Raw genomic sequence first — 15,102 nt, 5'->3', positions numbered from 1 at the left:
CACATGTCTGACCTTTACACCCGCTTCGTCGCCAACGTCCTCTTCCCCGTCCAGGAGCGCCTGAAGCATCACGACACCGTCGCGATCCGCCAGGAGATGGAAGACGTCCAGTGGTGGCCCCGGGAGCGCATCCTCGAAAAGCAGGCCCAGCGGCTGAGGGCCTTCCTCGCCGACATCGGCACCCACACGCCGTACTACCGCGAACTCTTCGCCCGTACCGGCTTCGACCCGAAGGCGGTGACCGGCCCGGCCGACCTGCAGAAGCTGCCCTTTCTCACCAAGGCGACGATCAAGCAGAAGAGCGATGGCCTGCGCGCCGACGACGCGAAGGGGCTGGCGCGCTTCAACACCGGGGGCTCCAGCGGCGAGCCGCTGATCTTCTTCATCGGCACCGAGCGGGTCACCCACGACGTGGCCGCCAAGTGGCGCGCCACCCGCTGGTGGGACGTGGACATCGGCGATCCGGAGATCGTCATCTGGGGCTCGCCCATCGAGCTGGGCACCCAGGACCGTGTGCGCCTGATCCGCGACAAGCTGATGCGCACCGAACTGCTGCCCGCCTTCGAGATGTCCGACGCCAAGGTGGAAGGTTTCATCGCGCGCATCCGCGAGATGCGTCCGAAGATGCTTTTCGGCTACCCGTCGGCGATCAGCCACATCGCCGCCCACGCCGAAAAGAAAGGCATCCGCCTGGACGACCTGGGCATCAAGGTGGTGTTCGTCACCTCCGAGCGCCTCTACGACCACCAGCGCGACCTCATCGCCCGGCTGTTCAAGGCGCCCGTCGCCAACGGCTACGGCGGCCGCGACGCGGGTTTCATCGCCCACGCCTGCCCGTCGGGCTCGATGCACATCACCGCCGAGGACATCGTCGTCGAGATCGTCGACAGCGACGGCAAGGTGCTGCCGCCGGGGCAATCGGGCGAGATCGTGGTCACCCACCTCGCAACAAGAGATTACCCATTCGTGCGCTACCGCACGGGCGATGTCGGTGTCCTGAGCGATCATGCGTGTCCGTGTGGTCGGGGTTTGCCCATTCTGAGCGAGATCCAGGGGCGCAGCACCGACTTCGTGATTGCAGCCGACGGAACCGTGATGCACGGCCTGTCGCTGATCTATGTGCTGCGGGATATTCCCGGGGTCGCATCGTTCAAGATCGTCCAGGAGACCAAGGCGCTGACGACGGTCTTCGTCATCCCCGGTGCGGCCTTCGAGCCGGCCGACGTGGGGCGCATCGAGAGCGGGCTGAAGCGTCGTCTCGGCGACGCGGTGAGCATCGATGTCCGGCTGGTGGATACGATCCCGGCCGAGGCGTCCGGCAAGTTCCGTTACGTAATCAGCCGCATTGCGGCTTGAAGGTACCGAAGTGGTTTGACGGTCTTAGCGACCGAATGGGGCAACGGCAGTGCGTGACATACTGATCCTGATGGTCTTCTCGTACGGCGCCCTCAAGGCTTTGAGGGCGCCGTACAACGGCGCGCTGCTGTGGGTGTGGATCGGTCTGATGAACCCGCACCGCCTGGGCTGGGGGATCGCCTACTCGATGCCGCTGGCGATGATCTCCGCCGTGCTCATCGTGGTTGGCGCTGCGACCAACTCCAAGCGCATCAGCTCACCCATGGCGCCGCCGGTGACGGTGCTCATCATTTACATGATCTGGATGGGCATCACGGCAGTCACCGCCATTCATCAGGCAGACAGCCTGGCCGTCTACTACGACGTGTTGAAGGTGTTCATCATGGTACTGGTGGTCGCCTCCACGCTGCAGACGCGGGAACAGATTACCGGTTTCGTTGGCGTGACGGCAATGTCGATTGCCTATTTCGGTGCCAAGGGCGGGCTGTTCACCTTGATGACCGGTGGGTCGTTCCGGGTGTGGGGGCCGCCGGCCAGCGTGGTCGAAGGCAACAACGAGCTTGCGGTGGCGCTCGTCATCACCATCCCGCTCCTGTACTTCCTGGCCCAGCAGGTGGACAAGGTGGTCGAGCTGCCCGTGCTGCGGCCCTTCGGCAGGACCTGGGTCCGGCGCGCGATCTATGTCGTCATGGCCCTGTGCGCGGTGGCCGCCATCGGCAGCCACTCTCGCGGGGCGCTGCTGTCCATCGGGGCGATGTCTTCGGTGTTCTGGTGGCGCAGCAAGTCGAAGGTGACCATCGGGCTGGTGCTGATCCTGCTGGCCCCGGCGCTGTTCTTCTTCATGCCCGACGAGTGGACCTCGCGGATGGGAACCATCAAGACCTACGACCAGGATGAGTCGGCGCTCGGCCGGATCAACGCCTGGATGATGGCGACCAACATCGCCAACAGCCGGATTCTCGGCGCGGGCTTCCTGACGGCCACGCCGCTGGTCTTCCAGATGTACGCCCCGGAGCCGAACAACGTCCTGGTGGCGCACAGCATCTACTTCCAGGTGCTGGGCCAGCATGGCTACATCGGGCTGTTCCTATACCTGCTGTTCTGGGGCCTTACCTACCGCACCGCGGGCCGGCTGATGAAACTCTCCGCCGGCCGCCCCGACCTGGAATGGGCCGGGCTGCTGGGGTCGATGGTGAAGGTCAGCCTGATCGGGTTCGCGGTTGGGGGCGCCTTCCTGAGTCTGGCCAACTGGGATATGCCTTTCTACTTCATGGGCATTGTGGTGATGACCGAGAAGCTCGTCAGGAAAAAACTGAGCGAGGAGCCGGCTGCCGCCAGGCCGACGCCGGCGCCGCAAGGCGGGCCGGCGGTGCCGGATGAGATCGACCGGCTGCGCGCCAGCATGCACTGACTGACACATCGATGACTTCTTCCGTTCGTGAATCGACTGCCATGACTGACCATCCGATCGACAGGGAACTGCGCGCCAGCGCCCCCCGGAGCAGCGGTGTGCTCGCGCTGGCGATGGTACTGGTCGCCTGGGCGGCGATCCTCTTCAGCTTCCGCGCCCAGGTCGCGATGATGCTGGAAGCCTGGGAGACGCTGCCCAGCCATGAGCACGGCCATGTGGTGCTCGTGGTGGTCGCCTACCTGCTCTGGACCAAGCTGCCGGCCTTGAAAGGCGCGTTCTGCAGCCCCTCGTTGAAGGGCTTTGCCGCGCTCGTCTTCACCGGCTTCCTCGCCATGCTCGGCGAGCTGGTGGCGGTGGCGGCGGTGGTCCAGTTCGCGATCGTGCTGATGATGATCGGCGCGGTGTGGGCGGTGACGGGCGACGCCGTGTTCCGGCGCGTGCTCGGGCCGCTGTTCTTCCTGCTCTTCGCGGTGCCTTTCGGCCAGGAGATCCTGCCGGTCCTGATGAACTGGACGGCCGATGCGACGGTGGTGGCGCTGCGCCACAGCGGCGTGCCGGTGTACCAGGAAGGTCGCAACTTCGTGATCCCCAGCGGCCAGTGGTCGGTGGTGGAAGCCTGCGGCGGTATCCGCTACCTGCTGACCTCGGTCTTCATCGGTGCGGTGTTCGCCTACCTCACCTACACCAAGTGGCACAAGCGCCTGCTGTTCATGCTCTGGGCCATCCTGATGCCGCTGGTGGCCAACTGGATCCGCGCCTACGTCATCGTGATGGTGGCCCACAAGACCGCCAACGAGTGGGGCCTGGGCCTGAGCCACATCGCGCTCGGCTGGGTGATCTTCGGCGTTTCGATCTTCCTGAGCTTCGCGGTCGGCGCCCGCTGGCGCGACAAAACGCCGGAAGTCGAGCCGTTTCGCGCAGCGGGGCGGGTGGCCACGCCGGCGGTGCTGGGGGCAACCCTCCTTGCCGCGGCGGTTCCTTATTCCTGGCACGCCGTGGCCCAGATGCTCAATGCGCCGGTCTCTGCCGATGCGCCGGTGCTGCGTCTTGAATCCCTCGCGGCGCTGCCCCAGGCTGCGCCGGCCGACGAGGCGATCCGTCCGCGCTTCCCGGGGGCTCGGGCGGTGCATCAGGTCACTTATCTTTACAACGGTCAGCCGGTCGATGTGTTCATCGCCTACTACCGCAACCAGACTCAGGGCGCCGAGCTGGTCAACGTCCAGAACCAGCTGGAGCCCACCAAGAACTGGGGCTGGTCGATCTCCACCCAGCCGCCCGGGGACAAGCCGAACCTGCCCACGCTGCGGCTGGAGGGCTTCGTGAAGAGCGGCTTGCACGCGGCCGTCTATCACTTCTACTGGGTGAATGGCATGACCACCACCAGCGATTTCACCAGCAAGATCCTCGAAGCCGCGTCGCGGCTCCGCGGCCGGGGCGACGATGCAGCAGCTGTCGCAATCACCGCCTATAGTCGCGAGAGCGTCGAGGCCGCGCGGGTGACGACCGCCGCCTTTGCCAGCGAACACCTGGCGGGGATCCTGGCCGACCTCGAGCAAACTGCAACCACCGACAGGAAATAAGGATCGATGACCCGTAACGCGCCGGTTGGCGCATGTCTCATCGTCGCCAGCATCTTCACGCCGATTCAGGGCGGGTCTGCGACCGTCTATGCAAACCTGTGCCGCTACGCCCCGAAAGGGCGGATGGTTGCCCTGGCGACCCGGCGGGACTACAGCGACGGTTCCGAGATCGCCGGATGGCAGGCCCACGACGAGCGCTGCGGGTTTCCGGTGTATCGGCTCGATCTGCTTCGACCGCAGATCGCCCCGCCGGCCCACAAGCTGATCTCCGCCTGGCGCTTCCTGACCATCGACATCCCCCTGCGGGTGCGGGTTGTCTGGAAAGTCTGGCAGCTCATGCGGCGCTACGGGGTGGAGGTGATCTGCATCGGCGAGCTCGCGTCCACCGCCTGGCTGGGTGAGTTCTTCCAGCGCTTCTTCGGCAAGCGGATGGTGCTCTACGTGCACGGCGAAGAGGTCACCACCCGGTTCGACGCCGGCTCCTTCGGCAACCGGCGGGCCTTCCACCTGCGGGCTGCCGATGCGGTGGTGGCGGTGAGCCGCTTCACCCGCCGCGTGCTGGTGGACGACATCGGACTTCCCCCGGAGCGGGTCAGCCTGATCGAGAACGGGGTCGACACCCAGCGCTTCACCCCGGGGCCGGACGACATCCGCTTCCGGCGTCGCTTCGGCCTCGTCGGCAAGCGCATCGTGGTCACTGTAGGCCGGCTCGTGGCCCGCAAGGGGTTCGACCAGACCATCCGCGCATGGCCGCAGATCTTCGCCGCCCACCCCGACAGCCACCTTCTCATCATCGGCGATGGCCCCCAGCGGGCCGAGCTGGAGGCGCTCATCAAGGCATCGGGGGTTGCCCACAGCATCACTCTGGCCGGCGCCCTGGACGACTTCGACCTGCTCGCCGCCTACCGTAGCGCCACCCTGTTCGCCATGCCCAACCGCACCATGCCCGACGGCGACACCGAGGGCTTCGGGCTGACCTTTCTTGAGGCCAACGCCTGCGGCCGGGCGGTGGTGGGCGGTCGGGCGGGCGGTGCCGTCGAGGCCGTCCGGGAGGGCGTGAGCGGCCTGCTGGTGAATGGCGAGCGGGTTGACGAGATCGCCGCGGCGATCCTGTCCATCCTGGGGGACGACGCCTTCCGTGCCCGCCTCGAAGCCGGCGCCCTGGCCCACGCCCAGGCCCACAGCTGGGAGCGCAGCGCCCGGCTTTTCCAGGATTTGTGCGAACGGCTGCAGCGCGAAGGAGGCAAGCGTGGCTGAACAGCGCACCCTGCTGGTCATTGCCGGCGAGTTTCCACCCCTCAAGACCATCGGCCGGATTCGCACCGTCAAGTTCGTCGAGCACCTGCGCCGGTTCGGCTGGCGCTGCATCGTCGTCACCCTGCAGCCCTCGGGGCGGGAGGGCATCTACGACGAGGCGCTGATGGCCGAGATCATCGACGGCGACGAGATTGTCCGCCTGCCGCTGCGCAACCTCGAAGAAGAGATCGCCGACACCGTGAAGCGGCTGCTCGGTCGCAAGCCGGCGTCGCCGGCGCCTGTCTCTGCCGGTGCCCCGGCTGTCCGGCCCGCGTCGGCTGCCGCGCGCGCGCCCGCTGCCCAGGGTGGCGGCGGGCTGATGGATCGGGCCCACGGCGCGATCCGCTGGGTCCTGCGCACCCTGGTCAACGTCCCGGACGACTTCCGCCCGTGGGCGAAGGATGCGCTCAGGGTGTGCCGCGCGCTGTGCGCCGAGCGCCGCATCGACGCCATCTACACCACGCTGCCTCCGTTCTCCAGCATGTTCGTCGGCTACGCCCTGCGCAAGGAAACCGGGCTGCCGTGGATCGCCGACTACCGCGACCTGTGGTACGGCGACGTGCTGCGGGAGTGGATGCCGGCCTGGCGCAAGAAGATGGAGTTCCGGATGGAGCGCCGGCTGCTCCGCCGCGCGGACGTTATCGTCACCGTGTCGGAGCCCAAGACCGCCTACATGCAGCGGCTGCACCCGGGCCTCAAGGCCCGCTGGGAAACCCTCACCAACGGCTACGACACCGAGCTGTACGGTAGCCGTCAGCGCACCCGGCCGTTCACCGGCGACACCGTCGAGTTCGTCTACACCGGCCGGCTGTTCAAGAACCGCAAGGGCTACGCCTTCGCCGAAGCGCTCGGGCGCATTCACCGCGCCGATCCGGCGCTCGCCAACCGGGCGCGGGTGCGCATCGTCGGCGGGGTCGAGCCGGCGATCCAGCGGCGCTACGACCAGATCATCGCCGAGTACGGCATCGGCCACCTCTACGATTTCGTCGGCGACGTGAGCTACGGCGAGGCGATGAACGCCCAGGTCAACTGCGACTACCTGCTGCTCATCGTGGATACCGGCGAGACCTCCGACGGCGTGATCCCGGGCAAGCTCTTCGAGTACGTGTCGGTTCGCCGGCCCATCTTTGCCCTGTGCGACCCGGGTGCCACCCAGCAGATCATCGAGCGGGCGGGCCTGGGCAAGGCGGTCCCGGCCGAGTCCGTCGATGCCTGCGAGGCCATGCTGCGCGACTGGCTCGCCCGGCCGGTGCCCGAGACCGTCCAGGCCGACGACGCCTACCTCGCCCAGTTCGACCGCAAGGCCATCACCGAGCGCTTCGCCCGCCTGCTGGACGAGGTGGTCGAGGGGCGGCCGGGGAGGGCGGGGCAATGAGCGTGCTCGCGTCGCTCAAGCAAAAGCTCAAGGAAACTGCCGCCCGCACGATCTGGGCCTACGGCCCGCAGGAACTCGCCGCCCGCCTGCGCGGGATCGGCGTGGTGCCCGGCTCGACGCTCGTCGTCCATTCCTCCTGGCTGCCCCTCAACGGCTTCAAGGGCAAGCCGGCAGACGTGGTGCGCACCCTCAAGGAGGCCGTGGGCCCGGAGGGCCTGCTGGTCATGATGTCGATGCCCTACCACAACATGAGTTCGGCCCAGTGGCTCGCCACCGGCAAGCCCATGAACGTGGCCCGCAGTCCGTCGATGATGGGCATCGTCTCCGAGGTTTTCCGGCGCAGCGAAGGCGTGGTGCGCAGCCTCAGCGTGACTCACCCGCTGCTCGCCTGGGGGCGCGACGCCGAGGCCTTCGTCGCCGGGCACGAGGCCGCCGAGAAGCCCTTCGGTGGCGAATCCCCCTTTGCCCGCCTGCTCGCGCGCGATGCCCTGATCCTGGGCTTCGACGCGCCGTTCTCAAGCTTCACCTATACCCATTTCGTCGAGGATCAACTCGCCTCGACGCTGCCCTTCCCCCTCTACGAGCCGGCCCTGCACAGCGGCGTGGTGATCGACCGGGCCGGCGAGCGGCGCACCTGCGCGGTGCGGGTGCTGGCCGCCCAGGCTAACAAGCTGCGTCGGGAGCCGCGGCTGGCGGCCCACCTCGACAAGGTCGGGGTACTGCACCACGGTCGCGTCGGCAACACCCGCCTCACCTGGATCCGGGCGGCCGAGCACAGCCGCGAATCTGCCCGCTTCGTGGCGGGCGGCGCCCACTTCTTCGACATGCCTGAAAAGGCGCCCGCCCGGCCCTAGCCGGCGCGGCGCCCCCTCAACCCTGGAATTCAACGATGAGCCTCAGTGAAACTCTCCGCCAGAAGGGCTTCGTGCTACGCGATACCTTCGGCATCGGCATGACGACGCCGGTCGACAACCGCATTCACCTCGACGCCGCCATCGCCTGGCTCAAGCTTGCCCATGACGTGACCGGCAACGGCGGTGTCGCCCAGACCTATCTGGTCCGTTCGCGCCGCTGGGCGCCGTCTTACCCGGAGACCACCGGCTACATCATCCCCACGCTGTATCGCTACGCCGCCCTGAGCGGCGACGACGACTGCCGCGTCCGGGCCCGCCGGATGGCGGACTGGGAGATCGACATCCAGCTGCCCGACGGCGGCGTGCTGGCCGGGGCCCTGGGCGACTCCGACCAGCCGACGGTGTTCAACACCGGGCAGGTGATCTTCGGCTGGGTGCGGGCCTTCGAGGAGGAGCGCAACGAAGCCTACCGGAACGCCGCGGTGCGCGCCTCCAACTGGCTGTGCGACATCATGGACGAGGACGGCTGCTGGCGGAAGTTCGGCTCGCCGATGACCGGCAAGTCGGTGAACACCTACAACACCCGCTCTGCCTGGAGCCTTGCCCGCGCCCACGAGATTACCGGCGAGCGCCGCTTTCTCGACGCCGCGGTGCGCAACTGCGAGTGGGCGCTCACCCAGGCCCGCGCCAACGGCTGGCTGGACACCAACTGCCTGCAGGACAACGCCCAGCCCTTCACCCACACCATCGCCTACGCCATGCGCGGGCTGCTCGAGATCGGCGACTACGCCGGCCGGGACGACTTCATCCAGGCCGCCCGCCAGATCGGCGATGCGATGGTGGCGGCCTTGCCCGCCGACGGCTTCCTGCCGGGGCGCTTCGATCACGACTGGCGTCCCACGGTGAAGTGGTCGTGCCTGACCGGCGATTGTCAGCTGGGCATCAACTGGGGCCGGCTGTTCCAGATCACCGGAGACGCGCGCTACCGGGACGCCACCACCCGTGTGCTGGGCTTCGTCAAGCGCACCCAGCGCCTCGCCGGCGACGAGCGTGAATTGATCGGCGGCATCAAGGGCTCCCACCCGATAAACGGGGGCTATCATCCGTGGCAGCTCCCCAACTGGGCAACCAAGTTCTATGCCGACGCCCTGATGATGGACTCCGCCAACCGGGCCGGCGGGCTGTACGGCCTGAAGGGTCCGGCTGTCTGAAATCGCACGGAGCAGGCGCGACAGGGAACAATTGTTTGCACAGACACGCCACGAATCGTCGTTGCATGTAGGGTAACTGTGTGATGCTGTGGGCTCGTAAGGTACACTTGCGGGCTCGACTCAACGCGCGGTCCGGCTGCTGCGGGTGTCGCTCATTCATTCTCACTTGCGCCGATGCCGCTGATGCCTGAGTCGATGTATCCGGGGCGACACGTGTCCACACTTCATGGCTAATGTAAAAAAAGCGGTCTTTCTCTCGGTTGGTGAGAAAGCCATCGTGTTCGTCATTCAGTTCGTCTCGTCGGTGGTGCTGGCGCGACTGCTCTCCCCGGAAGAAATCGGCATCTTCTCCATCGGGAGCCTCATCCTCGCCTTGTCCCACGCGGTCCGGGATCTGGGCATCACCAGCTACCTCATCCAGGAGCGCGATCTCACCCCCAAGCGGCTCCAGACGGCGGCCACCATCGCGGTGATCGTCAGCTGGACCGCGGCGGTGGTCACCTGGGTCGTGGCGGCACCGATCGCAGCGTTCTACCGGGAAGAGGGGATCGGGCAGGTCATGCATGTCCTGTCGATCAACTTTTTCCTGCTGCCCTTCGGCTCCGTGTCGATGGCGATCCTCAAGCGCAACCTCAACTTCGACAAGATCCTGCGCATCAACCTGGCGTCCAGCGCGCTGCAGGCGGCGGTGTCGATCGGCCTGTGTTCGATCGGCGTCGGCTTCATCGGCCTGGCCTGGGGCGCGGTGGCCAGCACCACGCTCACGGTCATCATGACCGTGATGCTCACCAAGTACGACGTGCCGATCCGTATCGAGTTCTCCGAGTGGCGGCACATCCTGCGCACCGGTGGCCGCTTCTGCGGTTCGTCGCTGCTGTGGGAGTTCGGTCTGTCGGCCCCCGAGATGATCGTCGGCAAGGCGATGAGCATCGAGACCGCGGGCTATCTGGCGCGCTCCCTGGGGGTGGTCGGTCTGGCCTTCCGGTCCATCATGGAGGGGCTAACCCCGGTGCTGATGCCCGCCTTCGCCCGCACCCATCGGGATGGCGAGAGCGTGGGCGATCAGTTCCTGAAGAGCATCTGCTACCTGAGCGCGCTGGCCTTCCCGCTGTTTGCCTGCATGGCCCTGGCCATGGATTCCATCGTGCTGCTGCTGTATGGTGACCAGTGGGCCCGGATCATCGAGCCGGCGCGCATCCTGTGCGTAGGCTCGGCGGCGCTCACGATCGCGGTGACCGGCGCCGCCATGGTGAGCGGAACCGGCAAGTCCAAGTACACCCTGCGCTTCCAGCTGGTAGGGCAGCCGATCAAGGTGGTGCTGATCCTGCTGGCCAGCGCCTATTCCCTCGACCACGTGACGGCGGGCATCGCCATCGGCGATCTGGTGATGACCGTCTATACCCTGCTGGTGCTCCGCCGGCTGTTCGGCATCGAGCTGACCCAGGTGGGGGCGGCGATCGGGCCGTCGGTGCTGGTGGCCCTGAGCGCGTCCGCCTCGTGTCTGGCTTTCAAGCTGGCCTTTGCCCAGGCGTCCCCGTTCTTCGGTGTGGTGGGCTGCATCCTCGCCTCGTCGGTGGGCTGGGTTGTCGGGGTGATGGTCACGCGTCACCCGGTGGGCGTCGAGGTGGGTGCCGTGGTGCGTCGCCTCTCGGGGCGGTGAGCAAATAAAAAACCCCCGGCGAGGGGGTGCCGGGGGCCAAAGTTGCCTTGCTTGCTCAAGGCACCCGCTCAGGGAGGTATAGCGGGAGACGGTTCGTCACCATCTGCGTGTTAGTCTTGTCACCCTGGAACTTAGTTCCTGCGACATTTCGTATCCAGATGTAAGTACCGCGAGACCGCCATGAAGCCAGTTCATTCCGCCTTTCCGAACACCCGCATGCGTCGCATGCGCCGCGACGATTTCTCCCGCCGCCTGATGCGCGAGCATCGGCTGTCTGCCGACGATCTGATCTACCCCGTCTTCGTGCTCGAAGGCGAGGGCATCAACCAGCCCGTGGCCTCGATGCCCGGGGTGAGCCGCGTCTCGTTGGACAGGCTGCTGCACATGGCCGAAGAGGCGGTAGCCCTGGGCGTGCCGGCCCTGGCCCTGTTCCCGGTGGTGGAGGACGGCAAGAAGTCACTGGGGGCAGAAGAGGCGTTCAATCCCGATGGCCTGGTTCCCCGCGTGGTGCAGGCCCTGAAGGCACGCTTCCCCGAACTGGGGGTCATCACCGACGTGGCCCTCGACCCCTACACCAGCCACGGCCAGGATGGGCTGATCGACGATACCGGCTACGTGCTCAACGACGAGACCCTCGAGGTGCTGGCCAAGCAGGCGCTGTGCCACGCCCAGGCCGGTGCCGACGTGGTGGCGCCGTCCGACATGATGGACGGCCGGGTTGCCCGCATCCGCGCCGAACTCGACGCAGCCCGCCAGATCTACACCCGCATCCTGGCCTACTCGGCCAAGTACGCGTCGAGCTTCTACGGCCCCTTCCGCGACGCGGTGGGGTCGGCCGGCAACCTGGGCAAGGGCAACAAGTACACCTACCAGATGGACCCGGCCAATTCGGACGAAGCCCTGCGTGAAGTGGCGCTGGACATCTCGGAAGGTGCCGACATGTTCATGGTCAAGCCCGGCATGCCCTACCTCGACATCGTCCGTCGGGTGAAAACCGAGCTGCAGGTGCCCACCTACGTCTATCAGGTGAGCGGCGAGTACGCGATGCTGAAGGCCGCTGCAGCCAACGGCTGGCTGAACGAAAAGGCCTGCGCGCTGGAGGCGCTGGTGGCGTTCAAGCGCGCCGGCGCCGACGGCATCCTCACCTATTACGCGCTGGACGCCGCCCGCTGGCTTAAAGAAGACGCCTGAGCGGCCGCGAAGGCTGCCGGATCAACCGTCCGGCAGCAGGGTGCGGGCACCCTCGAACCGTTCGGCGTAGTAGCGGTTGTCGAGGCGATCGACCCGCACCTTGCCGCGGCTGTTGGGGGCGTGCACAAACTTGCCGTCGCCCACGTAGATCCCCATGTGCGAATACGAGCGGCCCAGGGTGTTGAAGAACACCAGATCGCCCGGGCGAACGGCGCGCGTCGGAATCGGCCGGGTGCGTTCGGCGATACCCGCGGCGTTGTAGGGCAGGCGCTTGCCGCTCACCTGTTCGACCACGTAGCTCACCATGCCGCTGCAGTCGAGCCCGGCTTCGGGGTTCTTGCCGCCGAAGCGATAGCCGGTGTCGAGCAGCCCGAGGGCAAAGATCACCATCTCCTGGGCGTGGTCGTTCCGGGGCAGGGCAAACCAGCTCCTCGCCGGCGCGCTGACCTGGGGCGCCGGGGCCGTGGCGGGCGGGCGCGGCGGGCTCTGGCTGCAGCCCGCCAGGATCGTCGCCAGGGCCACGGCGGCCAGCCGGCGTTCAAGCGGTGAGACGGAAGGTGACCGGGCCATGGTTGATGAGCGAGATCGACATCTCGGCGCCGAACACGCCGGTTTCCACCACCGGGTGACGGCTGCGGGCGATGGCGACCAGCCGGTTGAACAGGATTTCGGCTTCGTCGGGCGAGGCGGCCGGGGTGAAGCTGGCCCGCGTGCCTTTGCTGGTATCGGCGGCGAGGGTGAATTGGGACACCAGCAGCAGCCCGCCGCCGGTGTCGGCGAGGGCGCGGTTCATCCGCCCGGCGTCGTCCGCGAACACCCGGTAGCCGAGCAGGCGCTCGACCATCCGGGTGGCGTTGGCGGGCTGGTCGCCGCGCTCGACCGCCACCAGGGCGAGCAGGCCGGGCCCGATCTCGCCGACGGTGCGGCCACCCACGGTGACGCGGGCTTCGAGGACGCGCTGGATCAGGGCAATCATTCGAGCAGTTCGATCTGACCGTTCACCGACACGGCCACCGGGCTGTCGCCGCCCTCGATGGGGGCAGGGGGGGCGGCTTCGGCCATCGCCATGGCGCTGCGGACCATGGGTGCCGCCGGCTGGCGGGGTTGGTAGCCGCCGGTGTTCACCGAGACGTGCTTGATCCGCCATTTTTTGTGGAGGCTGCCGGCCACCAGCCGGGCGCGGGCTTCGAAGGCGGCGAGGGCGTCGGCGATGGCCTCGTCCTCGATCTTCTTCCAGGTTTCGGGCGACGGGGCAGCCGAGAGGCCGCCGATGGCCATGCTTTGCTGGAGTTTGCCGACCAGCTCGGAGAGCTGGCTGGCGTCCTTGCTTTCGAGGGCGAGGGTCGAGCGCATCCGCCAGGCCTCGATGCTGCGGCCGGTCTTGGCGTAGATGGGGTAGGTGCTGTTGCCGGCGGTCTGCACCTTGACGGCGGGGTAGGCGCGGGCGAGCTGGAGGGCGTGGGCGACGGTGGCGTTCACCTTGCGGGCGAGTTCGGCCGGGCTGCTGTCGGTGGCTTCGGCAAAAACCTGGGCGCGGAACTGGTCGTTGGGGGCGGAGCGGCTGCTCTCGACGGCGATGTCGGCGGTGGGCAGCGGCGGTGCGTCGGCCGCGTTGGCGGCTGCGGCCACGAAGGCGAGCGGCAGCGCAAGGGCCAGCGGGCGAAGCGGGCGGAGTTTCATGACAGCCTTTCGGTGAGTGGAGCCGGGTTGCACGCCGCATTTTCGCCACAGCCCGGGGCAGATTGCAAAGGGCGGATGAAAATAACGGCTCCGGGCACCGCCCGGGTGTGGCCGAAATGCAATTGGCTGCCCGCGCCGTGGGCGCTTCAGTCGGGCAGCGGGGCGACCAGATCCTGGTAGGCGTGCCAGGTGGCGTGGCCGATTACCGGCATCAGCACCGCCAGGCCGAGGTGGAAGCTGAGGAAGCCGACGAGGGTGAGGCTCACGATCAGGAAGGCCCACACCAGCAGCGGCAGCGGGTTCTCGAGCAGGGCACGGATGCTGGCGATCATCGAGGTGACGGCGTCCTGGTTGCGGTCGAGCATCAGGGGGATGGAGACCACACTCACGGCGAACACCAGCAGGGCGAAGATGGCGCCGACGCCGAAGTAAACCAGCAGGAACTCGAGGTTCTCGAGGGATAGCACCTGACTCAGGAAGCCGCTGAGGGTGGGCAGATCCTGGGTGTAGAACATGGCGAAGACGACCAGCGAGGCGCGTGCCCAGATCAGGAAGATGACCGTGAGCACGGCGGCGAATACCGCGATGTTGCTGAGGTTGCGACGCCACACGGTGAGGGTGGGGAGCAGGGCGCAGGGTTCGCCCAGCTGACGTTGGCGCGACAGCTCGTACAGCCCCATCGCGAAGAAGGGGGCGACGAGCAGGAAGCCGGTGGTGACGGCCGAGGTGTACTGGTAGGCGCGGGAGAAGACGATGGTGACCAGCAGGCCCATGCCGGTGAAACAGAAGCCGTAGAACAGGCTGGCGATGGCGCAGGCCTTGAGGTCTGAGAAGCCGCGGGCGATCCAGCGGAAGGGCGCGCCAACGCCGATGCTGCGGATCGTGGGGAAGGGCAGGGACGCGGCCTGCTCTTCTGTCGGGGGTGTTTGCTGAGCCATTTTTGTCTCCGTTTTTGGTTGTTTGATGAATGGCCTGCGGATTTGGTTCAGGTCATGGGGCGGCCTTCGTGCGGCAGTGGGTGTCGGCGAATTGCCAAAGGGCGTCGAGGACGGCGCCGGGGGCTTCGGCCATCATGGCGTGACCTGCGCCAGGAAGGACAAGCTTGTTGACCTTTTGAGCCGCGGTGAAGGCGCTGGCCAGCGGGCCGACGGCCTTGGGCGGGGTCATGCGGTCCTGGGCGGCGCTGAGGAGGAGTACCGGGCAGTCGACCCGGGCGGCGGTGTCGAAGCCGCCGGTGTAGGCGTTGCAGGCGGACATGTCGGCGTGCAGCACGCCGGGCGCCGCGCGCTGCATCAGGCGCTCGTTGATGGCGGTGAGGTTGAGCCCGGGGACGCTGCTGGCGCCCAGCTGCGACGCCGGGGCGTAGGACCACTGGTTGATCATCCGGTGGGCCTTGTCGCGGGCGGAGAGGGTGGCGTCGAGGAGGGGCGGGGCGACCGGCATGGGGGCGACCGAGCCGACCAGGGCGAGGCCGGCGATCCGGTTGGG

14 protein-coding genes are annotated in these 15,102 nt (G+C 67.3%); 9 read left to right on the top strand and 5 right to left on the bottom strand.

Annotated elements, in window-relative coordinates; genetic code table 11:
- The first annotated feature begins 3 nt into the window (after positions 1–3).
- The 9 genes from ACE3N6_RS00880 to hemB all read left to right on the top strand — a co-directional run bounded on the left by ACE3N6_RS00880 (position 4) and on the right by hemB (position 11,934).
- Entirely contained in the window at positions 4–1,356 is a 1,353-nt protein-coding gene (locus ACE3N6_RS00880; protein ID WP_374243274.1) for a phenylacetate--CoA ligase family protein, read from the top strand.
- Positions 1,357–1,405: 49 nt separating this feature from the next.
- Entirely contained in the window at positions 1,406–2,767 is a 1,362-nt protein-coding gene (locus ACE3N6_RS00875; protein ID WP_374243273.1) for a putative O-glycosylation ligase, exosortase A system-associated, read from the top strand.
- 41 nt (positions 2,768–2,808) lie between these two features.
- Positions 2,809–4,347 carry an exosortase A gene (gene xrtA / locus ACE3N6_RS00870; protein WP_374243272.1) on the top strand — a complete coding sequence of 513 codons (1,539 nt, stop codon included), beginning with the start codon at positions 2,809–2,811 and terminating at the stop codon, positions 4,345–4,347.
- A gap of 6 nt (positions 4,348–4,353) precedes the next feature.
- Positions 4,354–5,604, top strand: a complete 1,251-nt coding sequence (locus ACE3N6_RS00865) for a glycosyltransferase family 4 protein (protein WP_374243271.1) — start codon at positions 4,354–4,356, stop codon at positions 5,602–5,604.
- The gene (locus tag ACE3N6_RS00860) at positions 5,597–7,018 is read left to right on the top strand and encodes a glycosyltransferase (protein WP_374243270.1); all 1,422 of its coding nucleotides are present in this window, start codon (positions 5,597–5,599) and stop codon (positions 7,016–7,018) included. Before ACE3N6_RS00865 ends, ACE3N6_RS00860 begins: the two co-directional genes overlap by 8 nt.
- The gene (locus ACE3N6_RS00855) at positions 7,015–7,872 is read left to right on the top strand and encodes an AAC(3) family N-acetyltransferase (protein ID WP_374243269.1); all 858 of its coding nucleotides are present in this window, start codon (positions 7,015–7,017) and stop codon (positions 7,870–7,872) included. Before ACE3N6_RS00860 ends, ACE3N6_RS00855 begins: the two co-directional genes overlap by 4 nt.
- Positions 7,873–7,907: 35 nt before the next feature.
- The gene (locus ACE3N6_RS00850) at positions 7,908–9,083 is read left to right on the top strand and encodes a beta-L-arabinofuranosidase domain-containing protein (RefSeq protein WP_374243268.1); all 1,176 of its coding nucleotides are present in this window, start codon (positions 7,908–7,910) and stop codon (positions 9,081–9,083) included.
- A 226-nt stretch (positions 9,084–9,309) separates the two neighbouring features.
- Positions 9,310–10,743: a lipopolysaccharide biosynthesis protein gene (locus ACE3N6_RS00845; RefSeq protein WP_374243267.1), complete on the top strand. Its 1,434-nt coding sequence runs from the start codon at positions 9,310–9,312 to the stop codon at positions 10,741–10,743.
- A gap of 180 nt (positions 10,744–10,923) precedes the next feature.
- Complete coding sequence (hemB, locus tag ACE3N6_RS00840; protein WP_374243266.1) at positions 10,924–11,934, top strand: porphobilinogen synthase; 1,011 nt, start codon at positions 10,924–10,926, stop codon at positions 11,932–11,934.
- A 21-nt stretch (positions 11,935–11,955) separates the two neighbouring features.
- Here the strand turns inward: hemB and ACE3N6_RS00835 are convergent, their stop codons facing one another.
- The 5 genes from ACE3N6_RS00835 to ACE3N6_RS00815 form a co-directional block, all read right to left on the bottom strand.
- The gene (locus tag ACE3N6_RS00835) at positions 11,956–12,504 is read right to left on the bottom strand and encodes a C40 family peptidase (protein ID WP_374243265.1); all 549 of its coding nucleotides are present in this window, start codon (positions 12,502–12,504) and stop codon (positions 11,956–11,958) included.
- Complete coding sequence (gene dtd, locus ACE3N6_RS00830; protein WP_374243264.1) at positions 12,473–12,910, bottom strand: D-aminoacyl-tRNA deacylase; 438 nt, start codon at positions 12,908–12,910, stop codon at positions 12,473–12,475. The genes ACE3N6_RS00835 and dtd overlap by 32 nt, the downstream gene beginning before the upstream one ends.
- Entirely contained in the window at positions 12,907–13,614 is a 708-nt protein-coding gene (locus ACE3N6_RS00825; RefSeq protein ID WP_374243263.1) for an SIMPL domain-containing protein, read from the bottom strand. Before ACE3N6_RS00825 ends, dtd begins: the two co-directional genes overlap by 4 nt.
- A gap of 146 nt (positions 13,615–13,760) precedes the next feature.
- Positions 13,761–14,552 carry a DUF2189 domain-containing protein gene (locus ACE3N6_RS00820; RefSeq protein ID WP_374243262.1) on the bottom strand — a complete coding sequence of 264 codons (792 nt, stop codon included), beginning with the start codon at positions 14,550–14,552 and terminating at the stop codon, positions 13,761–13,763.
- A gap of 52 nt (positions 14,553–14,604) precedes the next feature.
- Positions 14,605–15,102, bottom strand: a 498-nt coding sequence (locus ACE3N6_RS00815) for an alpha/beta fold hydrolase (protein ID WP_374243261.1), incomplete at its 5' end; no start/stop codon positions are given.

This window comes from Zoogloea sp., assembly GCF_041904905.1.
Taxonomy (GTDB): Bacteria; Pseudomonadota; Gammaproteobacteria; order Burkholderiales; family Rhodocyclaceae; genus Zoogloea.
Note: the sequence above shows the minus strand (reverse complement) of the source record. Positions and strands in the feature narration are given on the sequence as shown.